Below are 20,315 nucleotides of genomic sequence, written 5' to 3'. Positions count from 1 at the left end.
GCGACACTCCGCAGCGGGTCAGCGTGCGAGCGGGTCGAGGCGGACGGAGCGGGTGACGGCCTCCTCGTCGCCGCACAGCCGGAGCCAGTTGGCGAGGAGCCGGTAGCCCCCTGGGGTGAGGACGCTCTCCGGGTGGAACTGCACCCCGTGCACCGGCAGTGTCCGGTGCGCGAGCGCCATGACGGTGCCGTCGGGGGCGGTCGCGGTCACGGTGAGGTCGGCGGGAAGGTCACCCGCCGCGAGAGCGAGCGAGTGGTAGCGCCCGACGTCGAAGGGTGAGGGCAGGCCCGCGAACAGCTCGGAGCCGTCGTGCCGGACGGCCGAGACCATGCCGTGCATGACCTCGGGGGCGGAACCGACGGCCGTGCCGAATGCGGCCCCGATGACCTGGTGCCCGAGACATACTCCGAGGGTGGGCACTCCCCGCCGCATCGCGATGCGTGCCGCGTCGACCGAGACGCCGGCATCGGCGGGCGCCCCCGGCCCCGGAGAGAGCAGGAGGGCGTCATGCGCGCCGAGAAGCGCGTCGATCCCGGCCGGGTCGGTCGCGTCCGACTCCACCAGCGTGGTGTCGGCGCCGAGTTCCCGGAGGTAGCCCACGAGGGTGTGCACGAAGCTGTCGTGGTTGTCGACCACGAGCACCCTGGTCATTCGACGTCGACTTCGCCCGGCGCGATGAGCGGGCTGACCCACGGGAACACGTACCAGAACAACGCGTAGAGCACCGCGGCGATCACCACGAGCAGGATGAGGACGCGCAGCCACCACGGGCCGGGCAGCAGGCGCCAGAGTGCGGCGTACATGGGTCTTCTCTCTCCTGGTGGCGGGTCAGACGGACGGCGCGGCCGGCGGGGGCGGTGGGTCGGTGAGGGCGGACGGAGGCCCCTCGGCCCGAGGCTGGAAGCTCTCGAACACCCCGTAGGCGACGATGCGCTCGGCGAGCGAGTACAGCGGCGAGCACGCCGTCAGTGTGATGTACTGCTCGCCGGTCTGCTGCTCCGGCATCTGCGGCACGTCGGCGAGCACGTCGGTCTGCGTCGGCTTCACATACTCCAGGGTGCGGAACCGGTAGGTGTACCAGCCGTCGGGCGTCTCCACCACGATCGCGTCGCCCACGTGCAGCTTGTCGAGCTGGTTGAACGGCTTCCCCCAGGTCGTCCGGTGGCCGGCGAGCGAGAAGTTCCCCACCTCTCCGGGCATCTTCGACTGCGTGTAGACGCCGATGCCCTTCTGGTCGAGGGTGCGCGCGCGACTCGTGCCCCCGTAGATGCCGAAGTTGTAGTCGGCCCCGAATCGGGGGATGTGCATCTGACCGAACCACTCCCCGTCGGCCGGCGCCGTGGGGACGGGCGCCTCGTACACGGTCTCGCCGTCGTCCGTCTCGACCAGCGGCGGCAGTTCCGGTGCCTCCCCCGCGGCGAGCTGCTGCGAGATCGCGGCACCTTCCTCGTTCTTCTGGGCCGCGATGATGATGTCGCCGATCCACATCTGCCAGGCGACGAAGAGGAGGACGACGACGCCCGCGGTCAGGAGCAGTTCGCCGAGCACGCTCGCGAACGTGGCTCGCGACCGTGGTCGCTGCCGCCGTTCGCGCCGCCCCCCAGGCGCGACAGATGCAGTCATGGGCGTGATCATATCCGTCCGACCTGTGCAGCAGGAGCTGGGGCATCGCCGATCCGCGCCCTGACGGCTCGTCGGCGCCGAGGTCTCCCGGGTACAATGACGGCATGGCACGTGACCGCAAGACCGAAGAACCCGCCGTCGAGCGCGCCGAAGGCGACGCCGCTCCCAACGCCGTCTGGTTCAAGCCGGTGATGATCGGCTTCATGCTCCTCGGCCTCGCGTGGATCCTCGTCTTCTACATCTCGGGCATGCAGTTCCCCATCCCCGGGCTCGACAACTGGAATCTGGCCATCGGCCTGGGCATCGCCCTCATCGGATTCCTCATGACGACACGCTGGCGCTGACCGCGAAGAACGACAGAAAACCCCTCGCCTCTTCGGCGGGGGGTTTTCGTCTGTGGAGCGAAGCGGAAGTTATCCACAGGTTATCCCCACACTGGGGAGAATTACACCGATGTTATTCACAGGGGTTAACAACCCTGTTAACAACTCGGGATCAGGCCAAAAGGATCAGCGGCGGTACCACGGCGACCACGACGATCAACAGCACCACCAGGGCTGCGAGCGACACGATCTGCCAGGTCCGCTGATCGCGGCGCTTCGTGCGGACGTAGATCAGCGCCACGAGAGCACCCGTGATCGCGCCGCCGAGGTGCGCCTGCCAGGAGATGCCGCCCGCGAAGAATCCGAAGGCGAAGTTGATGCCGAGGATGACGAGGATGCCGGTGACGTTCGCCCCGATGTGCCGTCCGATGATCAGGAGCGACGCCAGGAGTCCGAAGATCGCCCCCGAGGCGCCGACCGTCCACGTCTCCGGCGCGAGAACGGCCACCATGACCGAACCGCCGAGACCGCTGATGAGATACAGCGCGAGGTAGCGGACGCGACCGAGCATCGGTTCGAGATTCTGTCCGAGCATCCACAGCGCGAGCATGTTCAGGGCGAGATGCACGAAGCCGCCGTGCACGAAAAGCACCGTCAGCAACCGCCACGGCTCGAACGGCAGGAGGGAGAGGTTTGGGTACAGGAACGGCGCGTAGAAGCCGAGGGCCTGGATGATCGGGGCGTTGAGCCCGGGGATGAGCTGCACGAGGCCGATGAACGACGTCACCGCGAGCAGCGCGTACGTGACCACGGGCTTGCCGCTGCGCACGGCACCCATGGTGGCGGCCCCACCGCCGCCCCACCGACGCGCGGCCTTCTTCTGCGCAGGGGTGCGGTTCTTGCGCTCCGCGTTCATGCACTCCGGGCAGATGACGCCGACCGGGGCAGGCGTCTGGCACTCCGGGCAGATCGTCCGAAGGCACCGCTGGCAGAGCACGAAGCTCTGCCGATCCGGATGCCGGTAGCAGAAGTTCTCACGGTTGTTCGTGAACTCGGGCGTCGTCATCTGGATCGGCCGTCGCTGTCGTCAGGCGGCGACGATGTCGATCGACTGCAGCACGACCGGCTCGATCGGGCGATCGCCCGCCGCGGTCGGAACGGCGGAGATCGCGTCGACGACCTTGCGCGAGGCGTCGTCGGCGACCTCGCCGAAGATCGTGTGCTTGCCCTGCAGCCACGGCGTCGGGTCGGTCGTGATGAAGAACTGCGAGCCGTTCGTGCCCTCGACCTTGCCGGTGATGGCGTTGCGGCGAAGACCCGCGTTGGCCATCGCGAGGATGTAGGGCTCGTTGAAGTTGAGCTCGTTGTTGATCTCGTCGTCGAAGTTGTACCCCGGACCGCCGACGCCCTGACCGAGCGGGTCGCCGCCCTGGATCATGAAGTTCGGGATGATGCGGTGGAAGACGACGTCCTTGTAGAGAGGACCCTCGCCGGGCTTGCCGGTGGCGGGGTGCGTCCACTCCTGGGAGCCGTCGGCGAGGCCGACGAAGTTCTTGACCGTCTTCGGAGCGTGGTCGCCGAAGAGGTTGATGACGATGTCACCGTGGTTGGTGTGCAGAGTTGCGACGTGGGAAGCGTGAACCATGCGTTCATTCTCGCAGAGCTTCCGGTGAGCGGGCCGGGCGTGTACAACGCAGGGGCCGATGATGCAAGGGGCGGGCGATTCCCTCGCCGCATCCAGCCTCTCGTGGCAAGATGGGGAACCCGTACTCCAATGGACAGGAGAGCATCGTGAGCCTCAGCCGCAAGCGGAAGAAGCAGCTTCGTCGTCTTCAGAAGGACGCGAACCAGCTGTGGGAAGACCAGCAGGTGCTCGTCGGCCACGCTGCCGACGTCGCTCGTGAGGCAGGTCGCCAGCTCGGCAACTTCAATCGCGAGCAGATCGTCCCGGTCGTCCAGGACACCTACAACCGCCGCGTCGCCCCGGTCGTCGACCGTTCGGTGAAGGCCGGCAAGCACGTCGTGGACGACAAGGTCGTCCCGATCGTCGGCGGTGTCGTGGGTACGGCACTGACCGCCTGGGACGTCGCGAACGCCAAGCGTCACGGCGTCGAGTACAAGGCGCGCAAGGCCGTCTCGCAGAAGAAGGGTCCTGGTCTCGGATCCGTCATCGCCATCGTCCTGGGTGCCGCAGCCGCGGTCGGCGTGCTCTACGCCGCCTGGCAGGCGCTGCGGGCCGACGATGAGCTGTGGGTGGCCGACGACCCGCTGTCGGCTCCCGACGCGTGACCACTCCCGACCCGCACGCGCGGGTGCGGGATGCGGCGGCCGCCCGTGGACTCGACATCGAGATCCGCGAGCGGCCGCAGGCGCCTAGCCTCGTCGAGGCCGCCGAGATCCTCGGCATCCCGCCGTCGGGCATCGTGAAGACCCTCGTGGTGAAACGCTCGGACGACACGTATCTGTTCGCTCTCGTCCCCGGCGGACGATCCATCTCCTGGCCCAAGCTGCGCGCCCTCGTGGGCGTCAACAAGCTGCGCCTCCCGGAGCCCGAGCTGGCCCTCGCGGCGACCGGCTACGAGCGCGGGACCATCGTGCCGATCGGCAGCACCACCGACTGGCCGGTCTACGCCGACGCATCGATCGTCGGTCAGCGGGTGGCGATGGGCGCCGGCACGCACGGCTACAGCCTCTTCGTCGACGCCGACGACCTCATCGCCGCGTACGACGCCACCGTCGCCGACATCTCGGTTCCCGACGAACGCTGACGGCTCGACTCCTAGAGGATGCCGGCCATCCGCAACGCGATGTCGACCAGGCGAACACGCTGCAAACCCGCGACCGCGGGGAGCGGGAACCATTCCGCGCGATCGGTGGATCCCTCCGTCTCCCAGCGGAGTTTCCCGCCGGATACCTCCGCCCGGTAGACGATGCGCAGGGTGTGCAGCGGATCCGACGACTTCTGCACGCGCCGCCCGGCGGGGATGACACGGGAATGGATACCGAGCAGCGACCCGACCCTCACCGTGTAGCCCGTCTCCTCGCGGATCTCCCGGCGCACGGCATCCTCGGGCGCCTCGCCCGGCTCCAGCCCACCGCCGGGGAGGGTCCAGGCCACTCGCCGGCCCTCGGTCCATCGCGCCAGGAGGAGGCGCCCACCCTCATCGGTGACGACCCCGTATGCGGCGACGCGCAGGTCCATGGAGACACCCTATCCGGGTATCGAGCCATCGCCCGCCGCGTGACGGGACCGGCGGATCGATCACGAATCGAGAAGCACGGGAGCGGTCGGCGTCCCTACGCTGGGACCATCATCGAGGCCGCACGAGAGGACCATCATGGCCGACACCGAGAAGAACTTCACCACCGAGGAGCGCGAGGCCATGCAGGCCGCCGCGAAGGAGGCGCGCACCCGACGCTCCCGAGCCAAGAAGTCGCCCGAGGAACTGCGCGCCGCCGGCGAGGCCGATCTCAAGGAAGCCGTCGCGAAGCTCACCGACGAGGACAGGCAGCTCGCCGAGAAGCTGCACGCGCTGGTGTCCGAGGTGGCGCCGGAGCTCGTGCCCCGGACGTACTACGGTATGCCGGCGTGGGGCCGTGACGGCAAGGTGCTGTGCTTCTTCCAGCCGGCGAGCAAGTTCAAGGTCCGCTACGGAACATTCGGTTTCGAGCCGATCTCCCACCTCGACGACGGCACCGTGTGGCCGACCGCGTACGCGGTGACCGCGCTCACGGAGAAGGATCTCGACTTCCTCGCCGCTCGCATCCGCCAGGCGATCAGCTGATTCGCGGTGAAGGCCTGACGCAGCGGTGTCGCTCGCGTTAGCGTGGTGGCTGTGAGCACCCTCCCCTTCTCCGCCGCCGTCTACGCCCGCCGCCTGGAGCGCGCGCAGGACCTCGCGCATGCTGCCGGTTTCGACGCGATCGTCGTCGGCCCCGGCCCCGACCTCCAGTACCTCCTCGGCGTCGAGGGCGACACCATCGAGCGGCTGACCGCGCTGGTCCTTCCTCCCCGGGGCGCGGCTACGGTGGTCGTCCCACGCATGGAGCTCGCCAAGGTGCGCAGTACGGCCATCGGCGAGCTGGGACTGACGGTCGCCGACTGGGTGGACGGCGAGGACCCGTACGCCCTCGTGGCCGCGGCGACGGGCTCCGTCTCGCGCGTCGGCGTCTCGGATGCGCTTCCCGCGCTGCACGTCGTGCCGATCGGGGAGCGGCTGCAGGCGCGGCTCGAACTCGCCACGCCCGTCCTCCGGGAGGGCCGGATGATCAAGGATGACGAGGAGATCGCCGAGCTGCGTCGCGCCGGCGCGGCGATCGATGCCGTGCACCGCCGCGTACCCGCCTGGTTGCGCGCGGGGCGCACCGAGCGAGAGGTCGCCGCCGACATCGCCGCGGCGATCATCGAGGAAGGCCATCGGACGGTCGAGTTCGTCATCGTCGGCTCTGGGCTCAACGGCGCGGATCCGCACCACGAGGTCTCCGACCGGGTCATCGAGGAGGGCGACGTGGTGGTCGTCGACATCGGCGGCGCCGTGCCGAGCGGCTACAACTCGGACAGCACGAGGACCTATGTCGTCGGAACGCCTGATCCGGATGCTGCGGACCGCATCGCCACCCTCGTCCGCGCGCAGCAGGCGGCGGTGGATGCGGTGCGCCCTGGAGTCACGGCGGCGGAGGTCGACGCGGCCGCCCGTTCGGTGCTCGCGGAGGCCGGGCTGGGGGAGGCGTTCCTGCACCGCACGGGTCACGGGATCGGCGTCTCGGTGCACGAGGAGCCCTACATCGCCCCCGGCAACGACCTCGTGATCCGAGAGGGCATGGCCTTCAGCATCGAGCCCGGCATCTACTTCCCGGGAGAGTGGGGCGCCCGCATCGAGGACATCGTGGTCGTGACGGCGGACGGAGTCGAACGCCTGAACACGGCACCGCACGGACTCACGGCAACCGACGGGTGAGGTGAGGCGGGGGGAGGATGGTGGAGCCTAGGAGATTCGAACTCCTGACATCCTGCTTGCAAAGCAGGCGCTCTACCAACTGAGCTAAGGCCCCGTGAGGGAATTCTTGAATTGAAAGGGTGGGGCTACCAGGACTTGAACCTGGGACCTCTTCATTATCAGTGAAGCGCTCTAACCGCCTGAGCTATAGCCCCGTCAACCTCCAGAACTTTACCGGAGTTTCGGCGAAAATCCGAATCGAGGGCGGGGACCCCGCACCGGAGCCCCACCCTCGCCCGGTTCATCGTCCGGGGTCGACGTTCACACTGCCGGCCGACACGGACACGTCGATCGTGCGACGGGCGCTGGGCGACTCGTCGACACGGGCATCGAACGACCCCGCATTGACGTCCTGACTGATCCGGTACTCCACATCCGGAAGGGTCAGGTTCAGGGATCCGGCGCTCACGTCGATGGTGGTCGTCGTCGGCGCGTCGCCGGTCAGATCCACCGTCAGATCACCCGCGGCGATGCCGAGATCCGCCTCGTCGACGCCGTCGAGGAGGACGTCCGCCCGCCCCGCGTTCATCTGCACATCGACGGCCGAGGCCGCTCCGGAGACATCGAGGGATCCGGCGTTGATCTGCACCTCGAGGGCGCCGAACTCGCCGGAGACGTCGAGAGCGCCGGCATCGAGCGTGAGGCTCGCGTCGAGGTCCGAGCTGCTGAGCTCCTTCGGAAGGGTGAGCACGGCGCGCTCGTCGTCACCGAACCAGTTGCCGAACCACCAGCCGAAGGCGGGCCGAGGGCTCCGGACGACGAGCTCGTCCGCTTCGCGCTCGAACGTCCACGAACCTCGACCGTTGGTCACGGAGAGCTCCGCCGCGTCCACATCTCCGAAGTCGATGCGGACCATGCTCGCATCGGCGTCGAGATCGATCGCGGTGACGCCGTCGACGTCCACCGTCTGCACCGAATCCGGTCGGCTGGAGGACAGAAGGGTGCCGGTCGCCGCGACGGCCGCCGTGCCTCCGGCTCCGAGCAGGGCGATCCCACCGACCACGGCGGTGACGATCATGACGGCGGTCGCTCCGGATGAACGCCGCGGTCCGGGCGCGCTCGGCGACGGCGTGGGGGAAGCCGCGGACGGCGGCGGGGGAGTGATCGGGGTGTGCCCGCCCTGTGCTCCGGTGTTCTCGGTGGTCATCGTGAGACTCCTGTCTGGCCGTTCGACGGCGTCGTGCCGCCCGTGTTCTCGAGGTGGGCCAGCGCGGCGAGCACGCGGCGGTTGCCCGCCTCGTCCTGTTCGAAGCCCAGCTTCTGGAAGATGGAGGTGATGTGCTTCTCGACGCTCGCTCCCGAGAGGAAGAGGAGGGCAGCGATCGCCTGGTTCGACTTGCCCTCGGCGAGCAGCGCCAGCACGGTGCGCTCCCGCTCGGTGAGCCGCATCATGCGATCGTCGCGGTTCCGGCGGGTCAGGAGCTGGGCCACGACCTCCGGGTCCAGCACCGTGGCGCCGTCGGCGATCCGCTGCACCGAATCGATGAACTCCGCGACATCCGCCACCCGGTCCTTCAGGAGGTAGCCGAGCGGACCGCCCTGCGCGGCGATGAGATCGGACGCGTAGCGCTCCTCCACATACTGGGACAGCACGAGGATGGCGAGCGACGGATGCACCGCCCGCAGATCGAGCGCCGCGCGGATGCCCTCGTCCGTGAAGGTCGGCGGCAGCCGCACATCGAGGATGCAGAGGTCCGGCGTCGTCGACGTCACGGCCTCGCGGAGACCGGTCGTGTCGGTGAGGGCCGCGACCACCTCGTGGCCGGCGTCCTCGAGCAGACGCACGAGCCCCTCGCGCAGGAGGACGGAATCCTCGCAGATCAGGATGCGCATGGCACGTTCACCTCCAGGCTGGTCGGGCCGCCCTGCGGACTGTCGAGACGGAAGGTCCCGCCCGCGGCGAGGATCCGGTTCGCGATGCCGTCGAGGCCCCCGCCCGGGATGACCTGGGCGCCGCCCATGCCGTTGTCCTCGACCCGCGCCCAGAGGACGTTTCCCTCGCGGAGCCGGACGGTGACCCGCGCTTCGCTCGCTCGGGAGTGCTTCGCCGCGTTGGTCAGCGATTCGGCGATGGAGAAGTACACCGCCGCCTCCGCATCACGTCCGGGCCGGCTTGCCCCTGCGCCGCCACCCTGGGTCCCTGAGCCGTACCCCTGGGCCCCTGAGCCGTACCCCTGGGTCCCTGAGCCACCGCCCTGGGTCCCTGAGCCTGTCGAAGGGTCCATCCGCACGTCCAACTGCACGGGGATGGGGGAGCGGCTGGCCAGCGCGGACAACGCGGCGTCGAGTCCGCGGTCGTCGAGCACGGAGGCGTGGATCCCGCGGGCGAGCTGCCGCAGTTCGGTGATGGCGGCCTTCGTCGACGTGTGGGCCTCGGAGATGAGCTCTTTCGCGGCGTCGGGGTCGGTGTCGATCTTCTGCTGGGCGAGCCCGAGCGTCATCCCGACGGAGACGAGCCGCGGCTGGACGCCGTCGTGCAGATCGCGCTCGATCCGCGTCCGTTCCACATCGGCCGCACGGACGGCACCCTCACGCTGGGCGGTGGATGCGCGGACACGCTCGGTGAGCTCGACCTCACGAGCCCGGGCGACGATCGCCAGCGCGAGTGTCCGGGCCAGGAGCGCGAGGCCGATGATCCCGGCGGCGGAGGCGAGTGCGCCGAGGATGCCGATCACGGGCGCCCAGGACACCGGGATCTGCCCGCCACCGAAGGGGCCGACGATGGTCTCGGCCGAGGTCAGCGGTGCGAAGGCGATGATCATCGACCAGAGGAGTGCCCAGAACAGTCGGAGCACCACGAAGCCGAGGACCGCGGTGATGGCGAAGTTCGCCACCGCACGCCACATCCGCCCATCGATCGCCTGCCTCCCGAGCGCGCGGAGCCAGCCGCCAAAGCCGGGACGGTCCCGCGGCTGGAGTCGCAGCGGGGCGTTGGGTACCCGGTACAGGCCGGCGACGCGGGCGATCTCGAACCAGCCGACGCCGAAGAGCGCATATACGAGGCCCACGAGCACCACGATGCCGACGCCGAAGACGAAGAGGAGGCCGAGTCCGGTGCCGAGGAGCCCGCCGAGCATGCCGAAGATGGCGCCCCCGATCACCCCGACACCGGCGAGATGCAGGATCGTGAGCGGGATGCGCAACGGCGGCTTCACCGCCGGCGCGGTGCCCGGGGTCGCAGTCTGTGTGGTCATGCTTCCACGGTAGGGCCGCCGCCGGACCTCGCCCACCGAGTCAACCGGACACTCCCGTTCGGGTTTTCCCTACCCCCACCCGCCGAGACCCCGCCCTATCGCCGAAACCCCGGCCTGCATCGGTGCGCAAGCCGGGGTTTCGGCGGAAAGACGGGGTTTCGGGTCAGTTCGACATGAAGCCGACGAGCAACCCGCCCGTGACCTTCACGGCCAGGTTGTAGATGCCCGCGACGACGGCGCCGAGCACCGTGAACACGATGAGGTTGAGGATGGCGACGACGGCCGCGAACGCCATGACCTGCGGCAGCCCCACGAGCTCGGACAGCGGGATCGCGCCGTCGGTGAAGCTGCGCACGAACTCGTCGGCGGTGGACATGATGCCGGTCGCCTGCAGCACGAGGAAGATCAGGAAGAACGACACCATCGTGACGACGGCCAGAGCGACCGCGCCCAGGAACGAGAGCTTCACCGCGGACCAGAAGTCGACGTAGACGAGCCGCAGCCGGACCTGCTTGCCACCGGTCTTGCGTGTCGACTTCTTCGCCAGCTTGTCAGCCACTGTGCTCATGCGTCTGTATCCTCGGGTGTCTCAGTCGTCTGGGGGGCCTCGGCGTCGGCATCCGGCTCGGTCTCCTCTTCGGTGAGACCACGCTCGCCGTTCCGGGCGATGGCGAGGATGCGGTCGGCCTCCGTCGTGCGGGCGAACACCACTCCCATGGTGTCGCGACCCTTGGCGGGGACCTCGGCCACGGCAGAGCGTACCACCTTGCCGCTGGACAGAACCACCAAGACCTCGTCGTCCTCGGACACGATCAGACCACCCGCGAGAGTGCCCCGATCGTCGTTCAACTTGGCGACCTTGATGCCGTATCCGCCACGCCCCTGGACGCGGTATTCCTCGACGGCGGTGCGCTTCGCGTAGCCCCCATCGGTGACCACGAAGACGTACTTCCCGGGTGCGGCGACGGAGGCGGACAGCAGGCTGTCACCCTCACGGAACTTCATGCCCTTCACCCCGGCGGTGGCACGGCCCATGGGGCGCAACGCCTCGTCGGTCGCCTGGAATCGCACCGACATGCCCTTGCGGCTGATGAGGAGGATGTCGTCCTCGGCGTTGACGAGGAGGGCGCTGACCAGCTCGTCCTCGTCGTTCAGACGGATCGCGATCACGCCGCCCTGGCGGTTCGTGTCGTAGTTGTCCAGACGGGTCTTCTTGACCAGGCCCTCGCGCGTGGCGAGGACGAGGTAGTCCGCGACCGCGTAGTCGCGGATGTCGAGGACCTGCGCGATGCTCTCGTCCGGCTGCAGCGCGAGGAGGTTCGCGACATGGGTGCCCTTCGCGTCGCGCCCTGCTTCCGGCACCTCGTACGTCTTCGCGCGGTAGACCCGGCCCTTGTCGGTGAAGAACAGCAGCCAGTGATGCGTCGTCGTCACGAAGAAGTGCTCGACGATGTCGTCCGCGCGCAGCTGGGCGCCCTTGACACCCTTGCCGCCGCGGTGCTGCGAGCGGTAGTTGTCGCTGCGCGTGCGCTTGATGTAGCCCTCGCGCGTGACGGTGACGACCATCTCCTCCTCGGCGATGAGGTCTTCCATCGACACGTCCCCGTCGAAGCCGTGCAGGATGTGCGTCCGCCGCTCGTCGCCGAACCGCTCGACGATGCCCGTCAACTCCTCGCGGATGATCGAGCGCTGGCGGCCCTCGTCGGCCAGGATCGCCTTGTAGTCGGTGATCTGAGCCTCGAGCTCGTTGGCCTGATCGATGATCTTCTGACGCTCGAGAGCGGCGAGTCGACGCAGCTGCATCTGCAGGATCGCGTCGGCCTGGATCTCGTCGATGTCGAGGAGCTTCTGCAGTCCCTCGTTCGCATCCGCGGTGGTCTGCGAACGGCGGATCAGGGCGATGACCTCGTCGAGCGCGTCGAGCGCCTTCAGGTAGCCGCGCAGGATGTGCATGCGCTTCTCGGCTTCGCGGAGGCGGAACTCCGTGCGCCGGACGATCACATCGATCTGGTGAGCGATCCAGTGCGAGATGAAGCCGTCGATCGCGAGCGTCCGGGGGACACCGTCGACGATCGCGAGCATGTTCGCGCCGAAGTTCTCCTGCAGCTGCGTGTGCTTGTACAGGTTGTTCAGCACGACCTTCGCGACCGCATCGCGCTTGAGCACCACGACCAGGCGCTGACCGGTGCGGTCCGACGACTCGTCACGGATGTCGGCGATGCCGGTGATCTTGCCGTCACGGGCGAGGTCGCCGATCTTCACCGCCACGTTGTCGGGGTTGACCTGGTAGGGCAGCTCGGTGATGACGAGGCAGGTGCGACCCTGGATCTCCTCCACGTTGACGACTGCGCGCATCGTGATCGAGCCGCGACCCGTGCGGTACGCCTCATGGATGCCCTTGGTGCCGAGGATCTGCGCGCCGGTCGGGAAGTCCGGGCCCGGAATGCGCTGGATCAGACCCTCGAGCAGTTCATCGCGCGAGACCCCGGGGTTGTCGAGAGCCCAGAGCGCCGCGTCGGACACCTCGCGCAGATTGTGCGGCGGGATGTTGGTCGCCATCCCGACCGCGATGCCGACCGAGCCGTTGACGAGCAGGTTCGGGAAGCGGGCGGGCAGGACCGTGGGTTCCTGCGTCTGACCGTCGTAGTTGTCGGTGAAGTCGACGGTGTCTTCCTCGATGTCGCGCACCATCTCGAGCGCGAGCGGAGCCATCTTCGTCTCGGTGTATCGCGGGGCTGCGGCACCCATGTTGCCCGGGGAGCCGAAGTTCCCCTGGCCGAGGGCGAGCGGGTACCGGAGCGACCAGGGCTGCACCAGACGGACGAGGGCGTCGTAGATCGCCGAGTCGCCGTGCGGGTGGTACTGACCCATGACCTCGCCGACGACGCGGGCGCACTTGGAGAACGACTTGTCAGGGCGGAACCCACCGTCGTACATGCCGTAGATGACACGGCGGTGCACCGGCTTGAGGCCATCGCGGACGTCGGGGAGGGCGCGGCCGACGATGACCGCCATGGCGTAGTCGAGATAGCTGCGCTGCATCTCCGACTGCAGATCGACCTGGTCGATCTTGCCGTGCTCGTGACCCTCGGTGATGTCGGGGCGTTCTTCGTCAGTCATGTGTCTTTCCTGGTGGGCTGAGCTGGTCGGAGCAGCGGGTCCCGTTCGACGGACTCAGGGACCCCGCGGTGATCAGATGTCGAGGAACCGGACGTCCTTGGCGTTGCGCTGGATGAAGCTCCGACGCGATTCCACGTCCTCGCCCATCAGCACGCTGAAGATCTCGTCCGCGGCGGCGGCGTCCTCGATGGTCACCTGACGAAGCGTCCGGGTGGTGTGGTCCATCGTGGTCTCCCACAGTTCCTTGGCGTTCATCTCGCCGAGACCCTTGTAGCGCTGGATGCCCGCATCCTTGGGGATGCGCTTGCCGTTCTCCAGGCCGTAGGCCAGCAGCGCATCGCGCTCGGCGTCGCTGAACACGTACTCGTGTGCTGCGTTCGACCACTTGAGGCGGTAGAGCGGCGGCATCGCGAGGTACACGAAGCCGGCCTCGATGAGTCCGCGCATGTAGCGGAACAGCAGGGTGAGCAGCAGGGTGGTGATGTGCTGACCGTCGACGTCGGCATCGGCCATCAGCACGATCTTGTGATACCGCGCCTTCTCGATGTCGAACTCCTCGCCGATGCCCGTGCCGAAGGCCTGGATCATCGCCTGGACTTCCTTGTTGCCGAGCGCCTTGTCGAGACGCGCGCGCTCGACGTTGAGGATCTTGCCGCGCAGCGCCAGGATCGCCTGCGTGTGCGGGTCCCGACCCTGCACCGCCGAACCGCCGGCCGAGTCGCCCTCCACGAGGAAGATCTCGCTGATCGACGGGTCCTTGCTCGTGCAGTCCTTGAGCTTGTCGGGCATCGCTGCGGATTCGAACACGCTCTTGCGACGCGCGGTCTCGCGTGCCTTGCGCGCGGCGAGGCGTGCCGTCGCCGCGTCGATGGCCTTGCGGATGACGTTCTTCGCCTGGTTCGGGTTGCGCTCGAACCAGTCGCCGAGCTGATCGCCGACGACCTTCTGCACGAAGGCCTTCGCCTCGGTGTTGCCGAGCTTCGTCTTGGTCTGACCCTCGAACTGGGGCTCGCCGAGCTTGATCGAGATGACGGCGGTCAGCCCCTCGCGCACGTCGTCTCCGGAGAGGTTGTCGTCCTTCTCCTTGAGGAGGTTGTTCGCACGGGCATAGCGGTTGACGAGCGTGGTGAGCGCCGCCCGGAAGCCCTCCTCGTGCGTGCCACCCTCGTGCGTGTTGATGGTGTTGGCGTAGGTGAACACGTTCTCCGTGTACGACGTCGTCCACTGCATCGCGACCTCGAGCGAGATCTTGCGCGCCGTGTCCTCGGACTCGAAGGCGATGATCTCCTCGTTGACGACCTCGGCGTGGCGCACCTTGTTCAGGTACTCGACGTAGTCGACGAGACCGCGCTCGTAGAAGAAGACGTCGCCCGGCTGCTTCGTGACCGCCTGGCCGTCTTCCTCGGTCTCGTACGCCGACTCCGGCCGCTCGTCGGAGAGCTCGATGCGCAGTCCCTTGTTGAGGAACGCCATCTGCTGGAACCGGGTGCGGAGCGTGTCGTAGTCGAACTCGACGGTCTCCTGGAAGATCTCCGCGTCCGGCCAGAACGTGATGCTGGTCCCGGTCTCCTCGGTGGCCTCGCCCTTCTCGAGCTTCTGCTGCGGGACGCCGCCGTCGGCGAAGCTGTGCCGCCAGACGAAGCCCTTCTGCTTGACCTCCACGTCGAAGCGGGTCGACAGGGCGTTCACCACCGAGGATCCGACGCCGTGCAGACCGCCGGAGACGGCGTAGGCGCCGCCACCGAACTTGCCGCCCGCGTGCAGGATCGTGAGCACGACCTCGACGGTCGACTTCGAGGGGTCCGACGAGTGCGGGTCGACTGGGATACCGCGACCGTTGTCGACCACGCGTACGCCGCCGTCGGCGAGGAGGGTGACGAAGATCGTGTCGGCATACCCGGCCAGCGCTTCATCCACCGAGTTGTCGACGATCTCGTAGACGAGGTGGTGCAGTCCGCGGGGACCGGTCGAGCCGATGTACATGCCGGGTCGCTTGCGGACCGCTTCGAGTCCTTCGAGGATCTGGATCGAGTCGGCGCCGTACTCACCGGGCTGCTGCTTCTTCGGTGCGGGTGCCGCCGATCCTCCGGCCTGTGAGCCCGACGAAGCGTCGTTGTTCGGTTCCGTCTCGTCAGCAGGGGATTCAGGCGTCATCAGAGGGCATTCTCCAGATCGATATCTCGAACTCCCATTCTAGCCGGGTTTCGAGTCGAAATGCCGCTCAACGGCCGCGTGTGGCCCTCTGAGCGTTTCGGACCCCTTGCATGGTGCCCTACCCGTAGGTATCGCGCGGGCCCCGCCCTGGAACGGCTCTGGGACCCCATTTCCACGAGGGGACGTCCGGTCCGATGAAGCGGAGGTTCTCCACTCCCGCCTCCGGGTACCGTCGTCCGATCTCCGTGAGGATCGTCGCGCGCATGAACTGGAGGTTCTTCGCCCACGCGGTGGAATCGCACTTGACGGTGAGCAGTCCGCGCTCGAGAGACACCGGCTCCGAGTGCTTCGCGGTGTCCGCCCCCGCGAGGTCAGCCCACTGGCGGACGAGGTCCTCCCGGGCGAGCGTCGTCTCCCAGCCGGATTCGCGGCTGAGCGTGTCGAGGACGGCGCCGAGGCTTCCCGGATCGCGGCCGGGGGTGAACGGCGCGTTGTCGTCGTCGACGGAGATCCGCCTTTTGCGCTTCCAGTTCTTGGCGCTCGGCTTGAGTCCCCGCAGTCGCAGGTAGGTGGCGACGGTCTCGGGAGCCTCCGCCGAGGCCGCGCTGTCGGTGACCACGTCAGTCATTCGGCGCACCGTCCTCTCCCTGCAGCCGGTCCCGTTCATCGGTGATGGTCCCCGCCGTGATGCGGACGACGTGAGCATGGAGCACGTCGGGGATATCCTCCTCCACCGCGGCCGTGACCACCACCTGCTCGTAGCCCGCGGTGAGCGCGGCGAGCCGCTGCCGCCGATCGGCGTCCAGCTCCGCGAAGACGTCGTCGAGGATCAGTACCGGGTCGCCGGCCGGGGACTCGCTGCGGAGCAGCTCGGCGGACGCTAGTCGCAGGGCGAGTGCGACCGACCAGGACTCGCCGTGGGAGGCGTACCCCTTCACCGGCAGGTCCCGGACCCGCAGCACCAGGTCGTCCCGATGGGGTCCGGTGAGGGTGAGGCCGCGGTCGAGTTCGTTCGAGCGTTTCGCCGCGAGGGAGGCGCGGAACATCTCGGCGATGCGACGGGCGTCCCCGCGCACGTCGTCGACGGGAGCGGCACCGTCCGCGTCATCGCGGTCGTCGTCATCCTCGGGATCGCTGCCGGCGACCGACAGCGCCCAGTCGAGCCGGGGACGGTGGTCCGCGCCGGCGATCGCCGCGTATGCATCGGCGACGGGCTGCTGCAGATCGGACGCCAGCCGCTGCCGTGCCGTGATGATCTCGGATCCGAGGGAGACGAGCTTGTCGTCCCAGACGTCGAGGGTGCTCAGCGCTTCACCGCGGATGCCCCGCGCCCGCGCCGACTTGAGCAGGGCGTTGCGCTGCTTGAGCACGCGGTCGTAGTCACCCAGCACGGCGGCGAGTCGCGGGGTGCGCTGGATGAGGAGCTGGTCGGCGAACCGGCGGCGGGCCGAGGGGTCGCCCCGCACGATCTGGAGATCCTCCGGCGCGAAAAGCACGACATGTGCGTAGCGGGGGAGCTCGTTCGTCTTCGACGGGGAGCCGTTGATCCGCGCCTTGTTCGAACCCTGGCGATTGAGCTGCACCTCGACGAGCACGCGTCGCTCACCGTGCGCGAGCCGGGCCCGGATGACGGCGAACTCCTGCCCGTCCCGCACCATCGGCGCGTCCGAGGACACCCGATGCGATCCCAGCGTCGCGAGGAACACCACCGCCTCCGCGAGGTTCGTCTTGCCCTGGCCGTTCCGCCCGACGAGGACGTTCGGCCCGCGGTGCAAGGCGAGTTCCGCGGTCGCGTAATTGCGGAAATCGACCAGGCTGAGATGCTCCACAATCACGGAGCCAGCCTACCTTCCGGGTCGGACACTCCCTCGGGGCCGGGGGTGCTCAGCGCAGCAGGAGGTTGGGCTGGAGGAGGTACTTGAACGAGTCCAGACCGGCCTGGTCGACCGACGTCTGACTGGTGATGAGGACCGGGCTCAGCTTGTTGGCGTTGTCGCTGGAGGTGAAGGTCACCCGCACGAACTCGCTCTTGACCGCACCGAGGGCTTCGATGAGGTACTGCGGGTTGAGACCCAGCGTCACCTCGTCGCCGCCGGAGAGGATCGCGTCGACCGACTCGGACGCGCGGGCGTGCTCGCTGCCCGATGCGTCCATCGTGACGCTGTCGGTCGAGAACGTGAAACGCAGTGGCGCCGCGCGGTCGAGCACGAGGGAGACACGGCGGACGGCCTCGATGAGATCGGCGGTGTTGACGACAGCGTAGTGGTCGGTCTGCTCGGGGAAGAGGCGGCGGACCGGGGGGAAGTTGCCCTTGATGAGCAGCGACGTCACGGTCTTGTTGCCGGCGGTGAACGCGATGATCTCGCGATCCCCGGCACCCGAGAAGGCGATCTGGATCGTGCCGGCGTGTCCGAACGTCTTGCCGACCTCGACGAGGGTGCGGGCGGGAACGAGTGCGGTGGCCTCGACGGCCTCGCCGTCCCACGGCACGTCGCGGAGCGAGACCCGATAGCGGTCGGTGGCGACGAGGCTGAGCGTCTGTCCGGTGACCTCGAGCTGGACACCCGTCAGCACGGGAGTCACGTCGTCACGGGACGCGGCGAAGCCGACCTGCGCGATCGCCGTGCCGAAATCGTCGGCCGGGACGACGCCGGAGGATCCGGACACCTCGGGAATGGACGGGTATTCCTCGACCGGCATGGCCGCGAGGGTGAAGCGAGCCGAGCCACAGGTCACGGCGATTCCGCCGTCATCCTCGACGGCGATCTCGATGGGAGCGTTCGGGAGGCGGCTCGCGATGTCGGAGAGCAGCCGCCCGTGGACGAGGATCGTGCCCGGTGTCTCGACCGTCGCCTCGATGGTCGTCCGTGCGGATGCTTCGTAGTCGAAGGCCGAGAGGGTGAGTCCGGAGCCGTCCGCCTCGATCAGGACACCGGCGAGGATCGGCTGTGGATTGCGCTGGGGCAGCAGCTTGACGACGAAGGACACAGCCTCGCTGAAGACATCGCGGTTGACCTGAAACCTCACGGGTGCTCCCTTGTCGTCGAACATGACGGGTCGTCGTCGGGTCCTGCCACTGCAGGGAATCCCATGCTAGCCCCACAGTCCTGCGGTTCCCTACGCCGGAGGACTTGTCATGCCGCCGCCGGTTCTCCCCACCGTCTGGTGATCGGATCGCACCCTGAATGACTTAACTCCTTAACGGTGTTAACACCTGTGGATACTGTGGATAAGTCGGTGGAAAGCAGGCGCGAGTAGGGAACTACACACGTGTCACTTGTGGAGACCCTGAGGAATCCGCGGGTGGACAGGGGTCGGTCGTCGTTTCGCCGTCCCGGGGTTATCCACAGGTTTCCCCGATCGCCCCACATTCGAGACGGCGCGTTCCACGTTCATCCACAAGTTATCCACATGTGCATAGACGCATCTATCCGGCGGGTGCATGTCGCCGAAACGCCGAGAGGGACGCCGTCCGGTGTCGGATGCGGCGTCCCTCTCGTGGGTGCAGGTCGTCAGCGACGACCGAGCTGCGTGGTGATCTCGGTCACCTGGTTGTAGATCGAGCGACGCTCCTTCATGAGTTCGCTGATCTTCTTGTAGGCGTACATGACCGTCGTGTGGTCCCGGTTGCCGAAGAGCTGACCGATCTTCGGGAGGGAGAGGCTGGTGCGCTCACGGCAGAGGTACATGGCGATCTGCCGTGCGGTGGCGATCTGCTGCGAACGGCTGGAGCCATAGAGGTCGTCGACGGTGAGCTTGAAGTACTGCGCGGTCGCGGTGATGATGTCGGTCGGCGAGATGATGTTGTCCTCGGCCGTGTCGATGATGTCCCGCAGCACGGTCTGAGCCAGGGAGATGTCGAGGGCAGAGCGGTTCAGGCTCGCGAACGCGGAGACGCGGATGAGTGCACCCTCCAGCTCGCGGATATTCGAGGACACGACCGTGGCGATGTACTCCAGCACCTCGTCCGGGATGTGGAGGGCCTCGCTCTGCGCCTTCTTCCGCAGGATGGCGATACGGGTCTCGAGGTCGGGCGCCTGCACGTCGGTGATGAGGCCCCACTCGAACCGGCTGCGCATGCGGTCCTCGAAGCCGGTCAGGTGCTTCGGTGCGACATCGCTGGTGATGACGACCTGCTTGTTGTGGTCGTGCAGCGTGTTGAACGTGTGGAAGAACGCCTCCTGCGTCTCCGCCCGTCCCTGGAGGAACTGGATGTCGTCGATGAGGAGGATGTCCACGTCGCGGTACCGCGCTTGGAACGCGGCGCCGCGGTTGTTGGCGATGGAGTTGATGAAGTCGTTCGTGAACTCCTCGCTCGACACGTACCGCACCTTCACCCCGGCGTAGAGGGACTGCGCGTAGTCACCGATGGCGTGGAGGAGGTGTGTCTTGCCCAGTCCGGAGTCGCCGTAGATGAAGAGCGGGTTGTAGGCCTTGGCCGGAGCCTCGGCCACGGCCACGGCGGCCGCGTGTGCGAACCGGTTGGACTGGCCGATCACGAAGTTGTCGAAGGTGTACTTCGGGTTGAGGCGGGACTCGTGGCGCAGCGCCGTCGGCTGCTCCATCGGCGACTCGGCGCGCACCGGCTCCTGGCGACCGAAGTCGGCAACCGCGATGGGGGCCGTCGGCTGGTCCGCGAGTTCGTGGTTCACGACCACCCGATAGGACGTGACCTCTTCGCCGACGTGAGCGAGGGCCTCCATGATGGGCAGGCGGAGACGCTTGTTGATCTGCGCGGCGGTGAGGTCGTTCGGCACCTCGAGGTACAGGGTCGCCGACATCACCCCGGCCGGCACCGCGAGGCTCAGGAAGCCCTGGAGCTGCGGCGTGACCCGATCGTCGGCTTCCAGCAGCTCCTGCACCGTGGTCCAGATCGGGACTTCGGGCTGGGCTGGTGAGGACAT

21 protein-coding genes and 2 tRNA genes are annotated in these 20,315 nt (G+C 67.8%); 5 read left to right on the top strand and 18 right to left on the bottom strand.

The window, feature by feature from the left end:
• Positions 1–18 precede the first annotated feature (18 nt).
• The 3 genes from RI211_RS00115 to RI211_RS00105 are packed head-to-tail and all read right to left on the bottom strand — an operon-like array spanning position 19 to position 1,623.
• Positions 19–651: an anthranilate synthase component II gene (locus RI211_RS00115; RefSeq protein WP_259954805.1), complete on the bottom strand. Its 633-nt coding sequence runs from the start codon at positions 649–651 to the stop codon at positions 19–21.
• Positions 648–803 carry a DUF4175 domain-containing protein gene (locus RI211_RS00110; protein WP_136051341.1) on the bottom strand — a complete coding sequence of 52 codons (156 nt, stop codon included), beginning with the start codon at positions 801–803 and terminating at the stop codon, positions 648–650. The genes RI211_RS00115 and RI211_RS00110 overlap by 4 nt, the downstream gene beginning before the upstream one ends.
• Positions 804–828: 25 nt before the next feature.
• On the bottom strand, positions 829–1,623 hold the full coding sequence (locus RI211_RS00105) for a class E sortase (protein WP_187662801.1): 795 nt from the start codon (positions 1,621–1,623) through the stop codon (positions 829–831).
• A 104-nt stretch (positions 1,624–1,727) separates the two neighbouring features.
• Between RI211_RS00105 and RI211_RS00100 the strand changes: the two genes are divergently transcribed.
• Positions 1,728–1,967 carry a cell division protein CrgA gene (locus tag RI211_RS00100; protein ID WP_025102888.1) on the top strand — a complete coding sequence of 80 codons (240 nt, stop codon included), beginning with the start codon at positions 1,728–1,730 and terminating at the stop codon, positions 1,965–1,967.
• Positions 1,968–2,118: 151 nt separating this feature from the next.
• Here the strand turns inward: RI211_RS00100 and RI211_RS00095 are convergent, their stop codons facing one another.
• Positions 2,119–3,012, bottom strand: coding sequence for a rhomboid family intramembrane serine protease (locus tag RI211_RS00095; protein WP_315636785.1), 894 nt, complete (start codon positions 3,010–3,012; stop codon positions 2,119–2,121).
• A gap of 21 nt (positions 3,013–3,033) precedes the next feature.
• Entirely contained in the window at positions 3,034–3,591 is a 558-nt protein-coding gene (locus RI211_RS00090) for a peptidylprolyl isomerase (RefSeq protein ID WP_187662799.1), read from the bottom strand.
• A gap of 146 nt (positions 3,592–3,737) precedes the next feature.
• Between RI211_RS00090 and RI211_RS00085 the strand changes: the two genes are divergently transcribed.
• Together RI211_RS00085 and RI211_RS00080 are read left to right on the top strand one after the other, a co-directional pair.
• On the top strand, positions 3,738–4,235 hold the full coding sequence (locus tag RI211_RS00085) for a hypothetical protein (RefSeq protein ID WP_025102885.1): 498 nt from the start codon (positions 3,738–3,740) through the stop codon (positions 4,233–4,235).
• Positions 4,232–4,714, top strand: a complete 483-nt coding sequence (locus tag RI211_RS00080; protein WP_315636784.1) for an aminoacyl-tRNA deacylase — start codon at positions 4,232–4,234, stop codon at positions 4,712–4,714. The genes RI211_RS00085 and RI211_RS00080 overlap by 4 nt, the downstream gene beginning before the upstream one ends.
• Before the next feature lie 11 nt (positions 4,715–4,725).
• Here RI211_RS00080 and RI211_RS00075 read toward each other — a convergent pair whose 3' ends face one another.
• Positions 4,726–5,148, bottom strand: coding sequence for an NUDIX hydrolase (locus RI211_RS00075; RefSeq protein WP_187662798.1), 423 nt, complete (start codon positions 5,146–5,148; stop codon positions 4,726–4,728).
• A gap of 136 nt (positions 5,149–5,284) precedes the next feature.
• Between RI211_RS00075 and RI211_RS00070 the strand changes: the two genes are divergently transcribed.
• Both RI211_RS00070 and RI211_RS00065 read left to right on the top strand, forming a co-directional pair.
• A complete protein-coding gene (locus tag RI211_RS00070; protein WP_315636783.1) occupies positions 5,285–5,731 on the top strand; it encodes a hypothetical protein in 447 nt (148 codons plus the stop codon).
• Positions 5,732–5,782: 51 nt separating this feature from the next.
• Positions 5,783–6,904 carry a M24 family metallopeptidase gene (locus tag RI211_RS00065; RefSeq protein WP_315636782.1) on the top strand — a complete coding sequence of 374 codons (1,122 nt, stop codon included), beginning with the start codon at positions 5,783–5,785 and terminating at the stop codon, positions 6,902–6,904.
• Positions 6,905–6,922: 18 nt separating this feature from the next.
• On the opposite strand, the gene RI211_RS00060 is transcribed toward RI211_RS00065, so the two are convergent.
• The 12 genes from RI211_RS00060 to dnaA form a co-directional block, all read right to left on the bottom strand.
• Positions 6,923–6,998: transfer RNA gene (locus RI211_RS00060), tRNA-Ala, on the bottom strand.
• 26 nt (positions 6,999–7,024) lie between these two features.
• Positions 7,025–7,098 (bottom strand) — tRNA-Ile (locus tag RI211_RS00055).
• Between the two features lie 86 nt (positions 7,099–7,184).
• Positions 7,185–8,090: a DUF4097 family beta strand repeat-containing protein gene (locus RI211_RS00050; protein WP_315636781.1), complete on the bottom strand. Its 906-nt coding sequence runs from the start codon at positions 8,088–8,090 to the stop codon at positions 7,185–7,187.
• Positions 8,087–8,776 carry a LuxR C-terminal-related transcriptional regulator gene (locus tag RI211_RS00045; RefSeq protein ID WP_187662794.1) on the bottom strand — a complete coding sequence of 230 codons (690 nt, stop codon included), beginning with the start codon at positions 8,774–8,776 and terminating at the stop codon, positions 8,087–8,089. The genes RI211_RS00050 and RI211_RS00045 overlap by 4 nt, the downstream gene beginning before the upstream one ends.
• Entirely contained in the window at positions 8,764–10,137 is a 1,374-nt protein-coding gene (locus RI211_RS00040) for a sensor histidine kinase (protein WP_315636780.1), read from the bottom strand. Before RI211_RS00040 ends, RI211_RS00045 begins: the two co-directional genes overlap by 13 nt.
• 163 nt (positions 10,138–10,300) lie before the next feature.
• Positions 10,301–10,705 (bottom strand): DUF3566 domain-containing protein, encoded by a 405-nt coding sequence (locus tag RI211_RS00035; protein WP_025102877.1) that lies wholly within the window; start codon positions 10,703–10,705, stop codon positions 10,301–10,303.
• Positions 10,702–13,257 carry a DNA gyrase subunit A gene (gene gyrA / locus RI211_RS00030; protein ID WP_315636779.1) on the bottom strand — a complete coding sequence of 852 codons (2,556 nt, stop codon included), beginning with the start codon at positions 13,255–13,257 and terminating at the stop codon, positions 10,702–10,704. Before gyrA ends, RI211_RS00035 begins: the two co-directional genes overlap by 4 nt.
• Positions 13,258–13,329: 72 nt before the next feature.
• Complete coding sequence (gene gyrB, locus RI211_RS00025) at positions 13,330–15,411, bottom strand: DNA topoisomerase (ATP-hydrolyzing) subunit B (protein WP_187662791.1); 2,082 nt, start codon at positions 15,409–15,411, stop codon at positions 13,330–13,332.
• 118 nt (positions 15,412–15,529) lie between these two features.
• Positions 15,530–16,039: a DciA family protein gene (locus tag RI211_RS00020; protein WP_187662790.1), complete on the bottom strand. Its 510-nt coding sequence runs from the start codon at positions 16,037–16,039 to the stop codon at positions 15,530–15,532.
• The gene (recF, locus tag RI211_RS00015) at positions 16,032–17,246 is read right to left on the bottom strand and encodes a DNA replication/repair protein RecF (protein WP_315636778.1); all 1,215 of its coding nucleotides are present in this window, start codon (positions 17,244–17,246) and stop codon (positions 16,032–16,034) included. The genes RI211_RS00020 and recF overlap by 8 nt, the downstream gene beginning before the upstream one ends.
• A 49-nt stretch (positions 17,247–17,295) precedes the next feature.
• Positions 17,296–18,438 (bottom strand): DNA polymerase III subunit beta, encoded by a 1,143-nt coding sequence (gene dnaN, locus RI211_RS00010; protein WP_259954814.1) that lies wholly within the window; start codon positions 18,436–18,438, stop codon positions 17,296–17,298.
• Positions 18,439–18,923: 485 nt separating this feature from the next.
• Positions 18,924–20,315, bottom strand: coding sequence for a chromosomal replication initiator protein DnaA (gene dnaA, locus RI211_RS00005; RefSeq protein ID WP_187662787.1), 1,392 nt, complete (start codon positions 20,313–20,315; stop codon positions 18,924–18,926).

It is taken from the genome of Microbacterium meiriae (assembly GCF_032364335.1).
GTDB lineage: Bacteria > Actinomycetota > Actinomycetes > Actinomycetales > Microbacteriaceae > Microbacterium > Microbacterium meiriae.
This window is presented reverse-complemented; position numbering and strand designations above follow the sequence as displayed.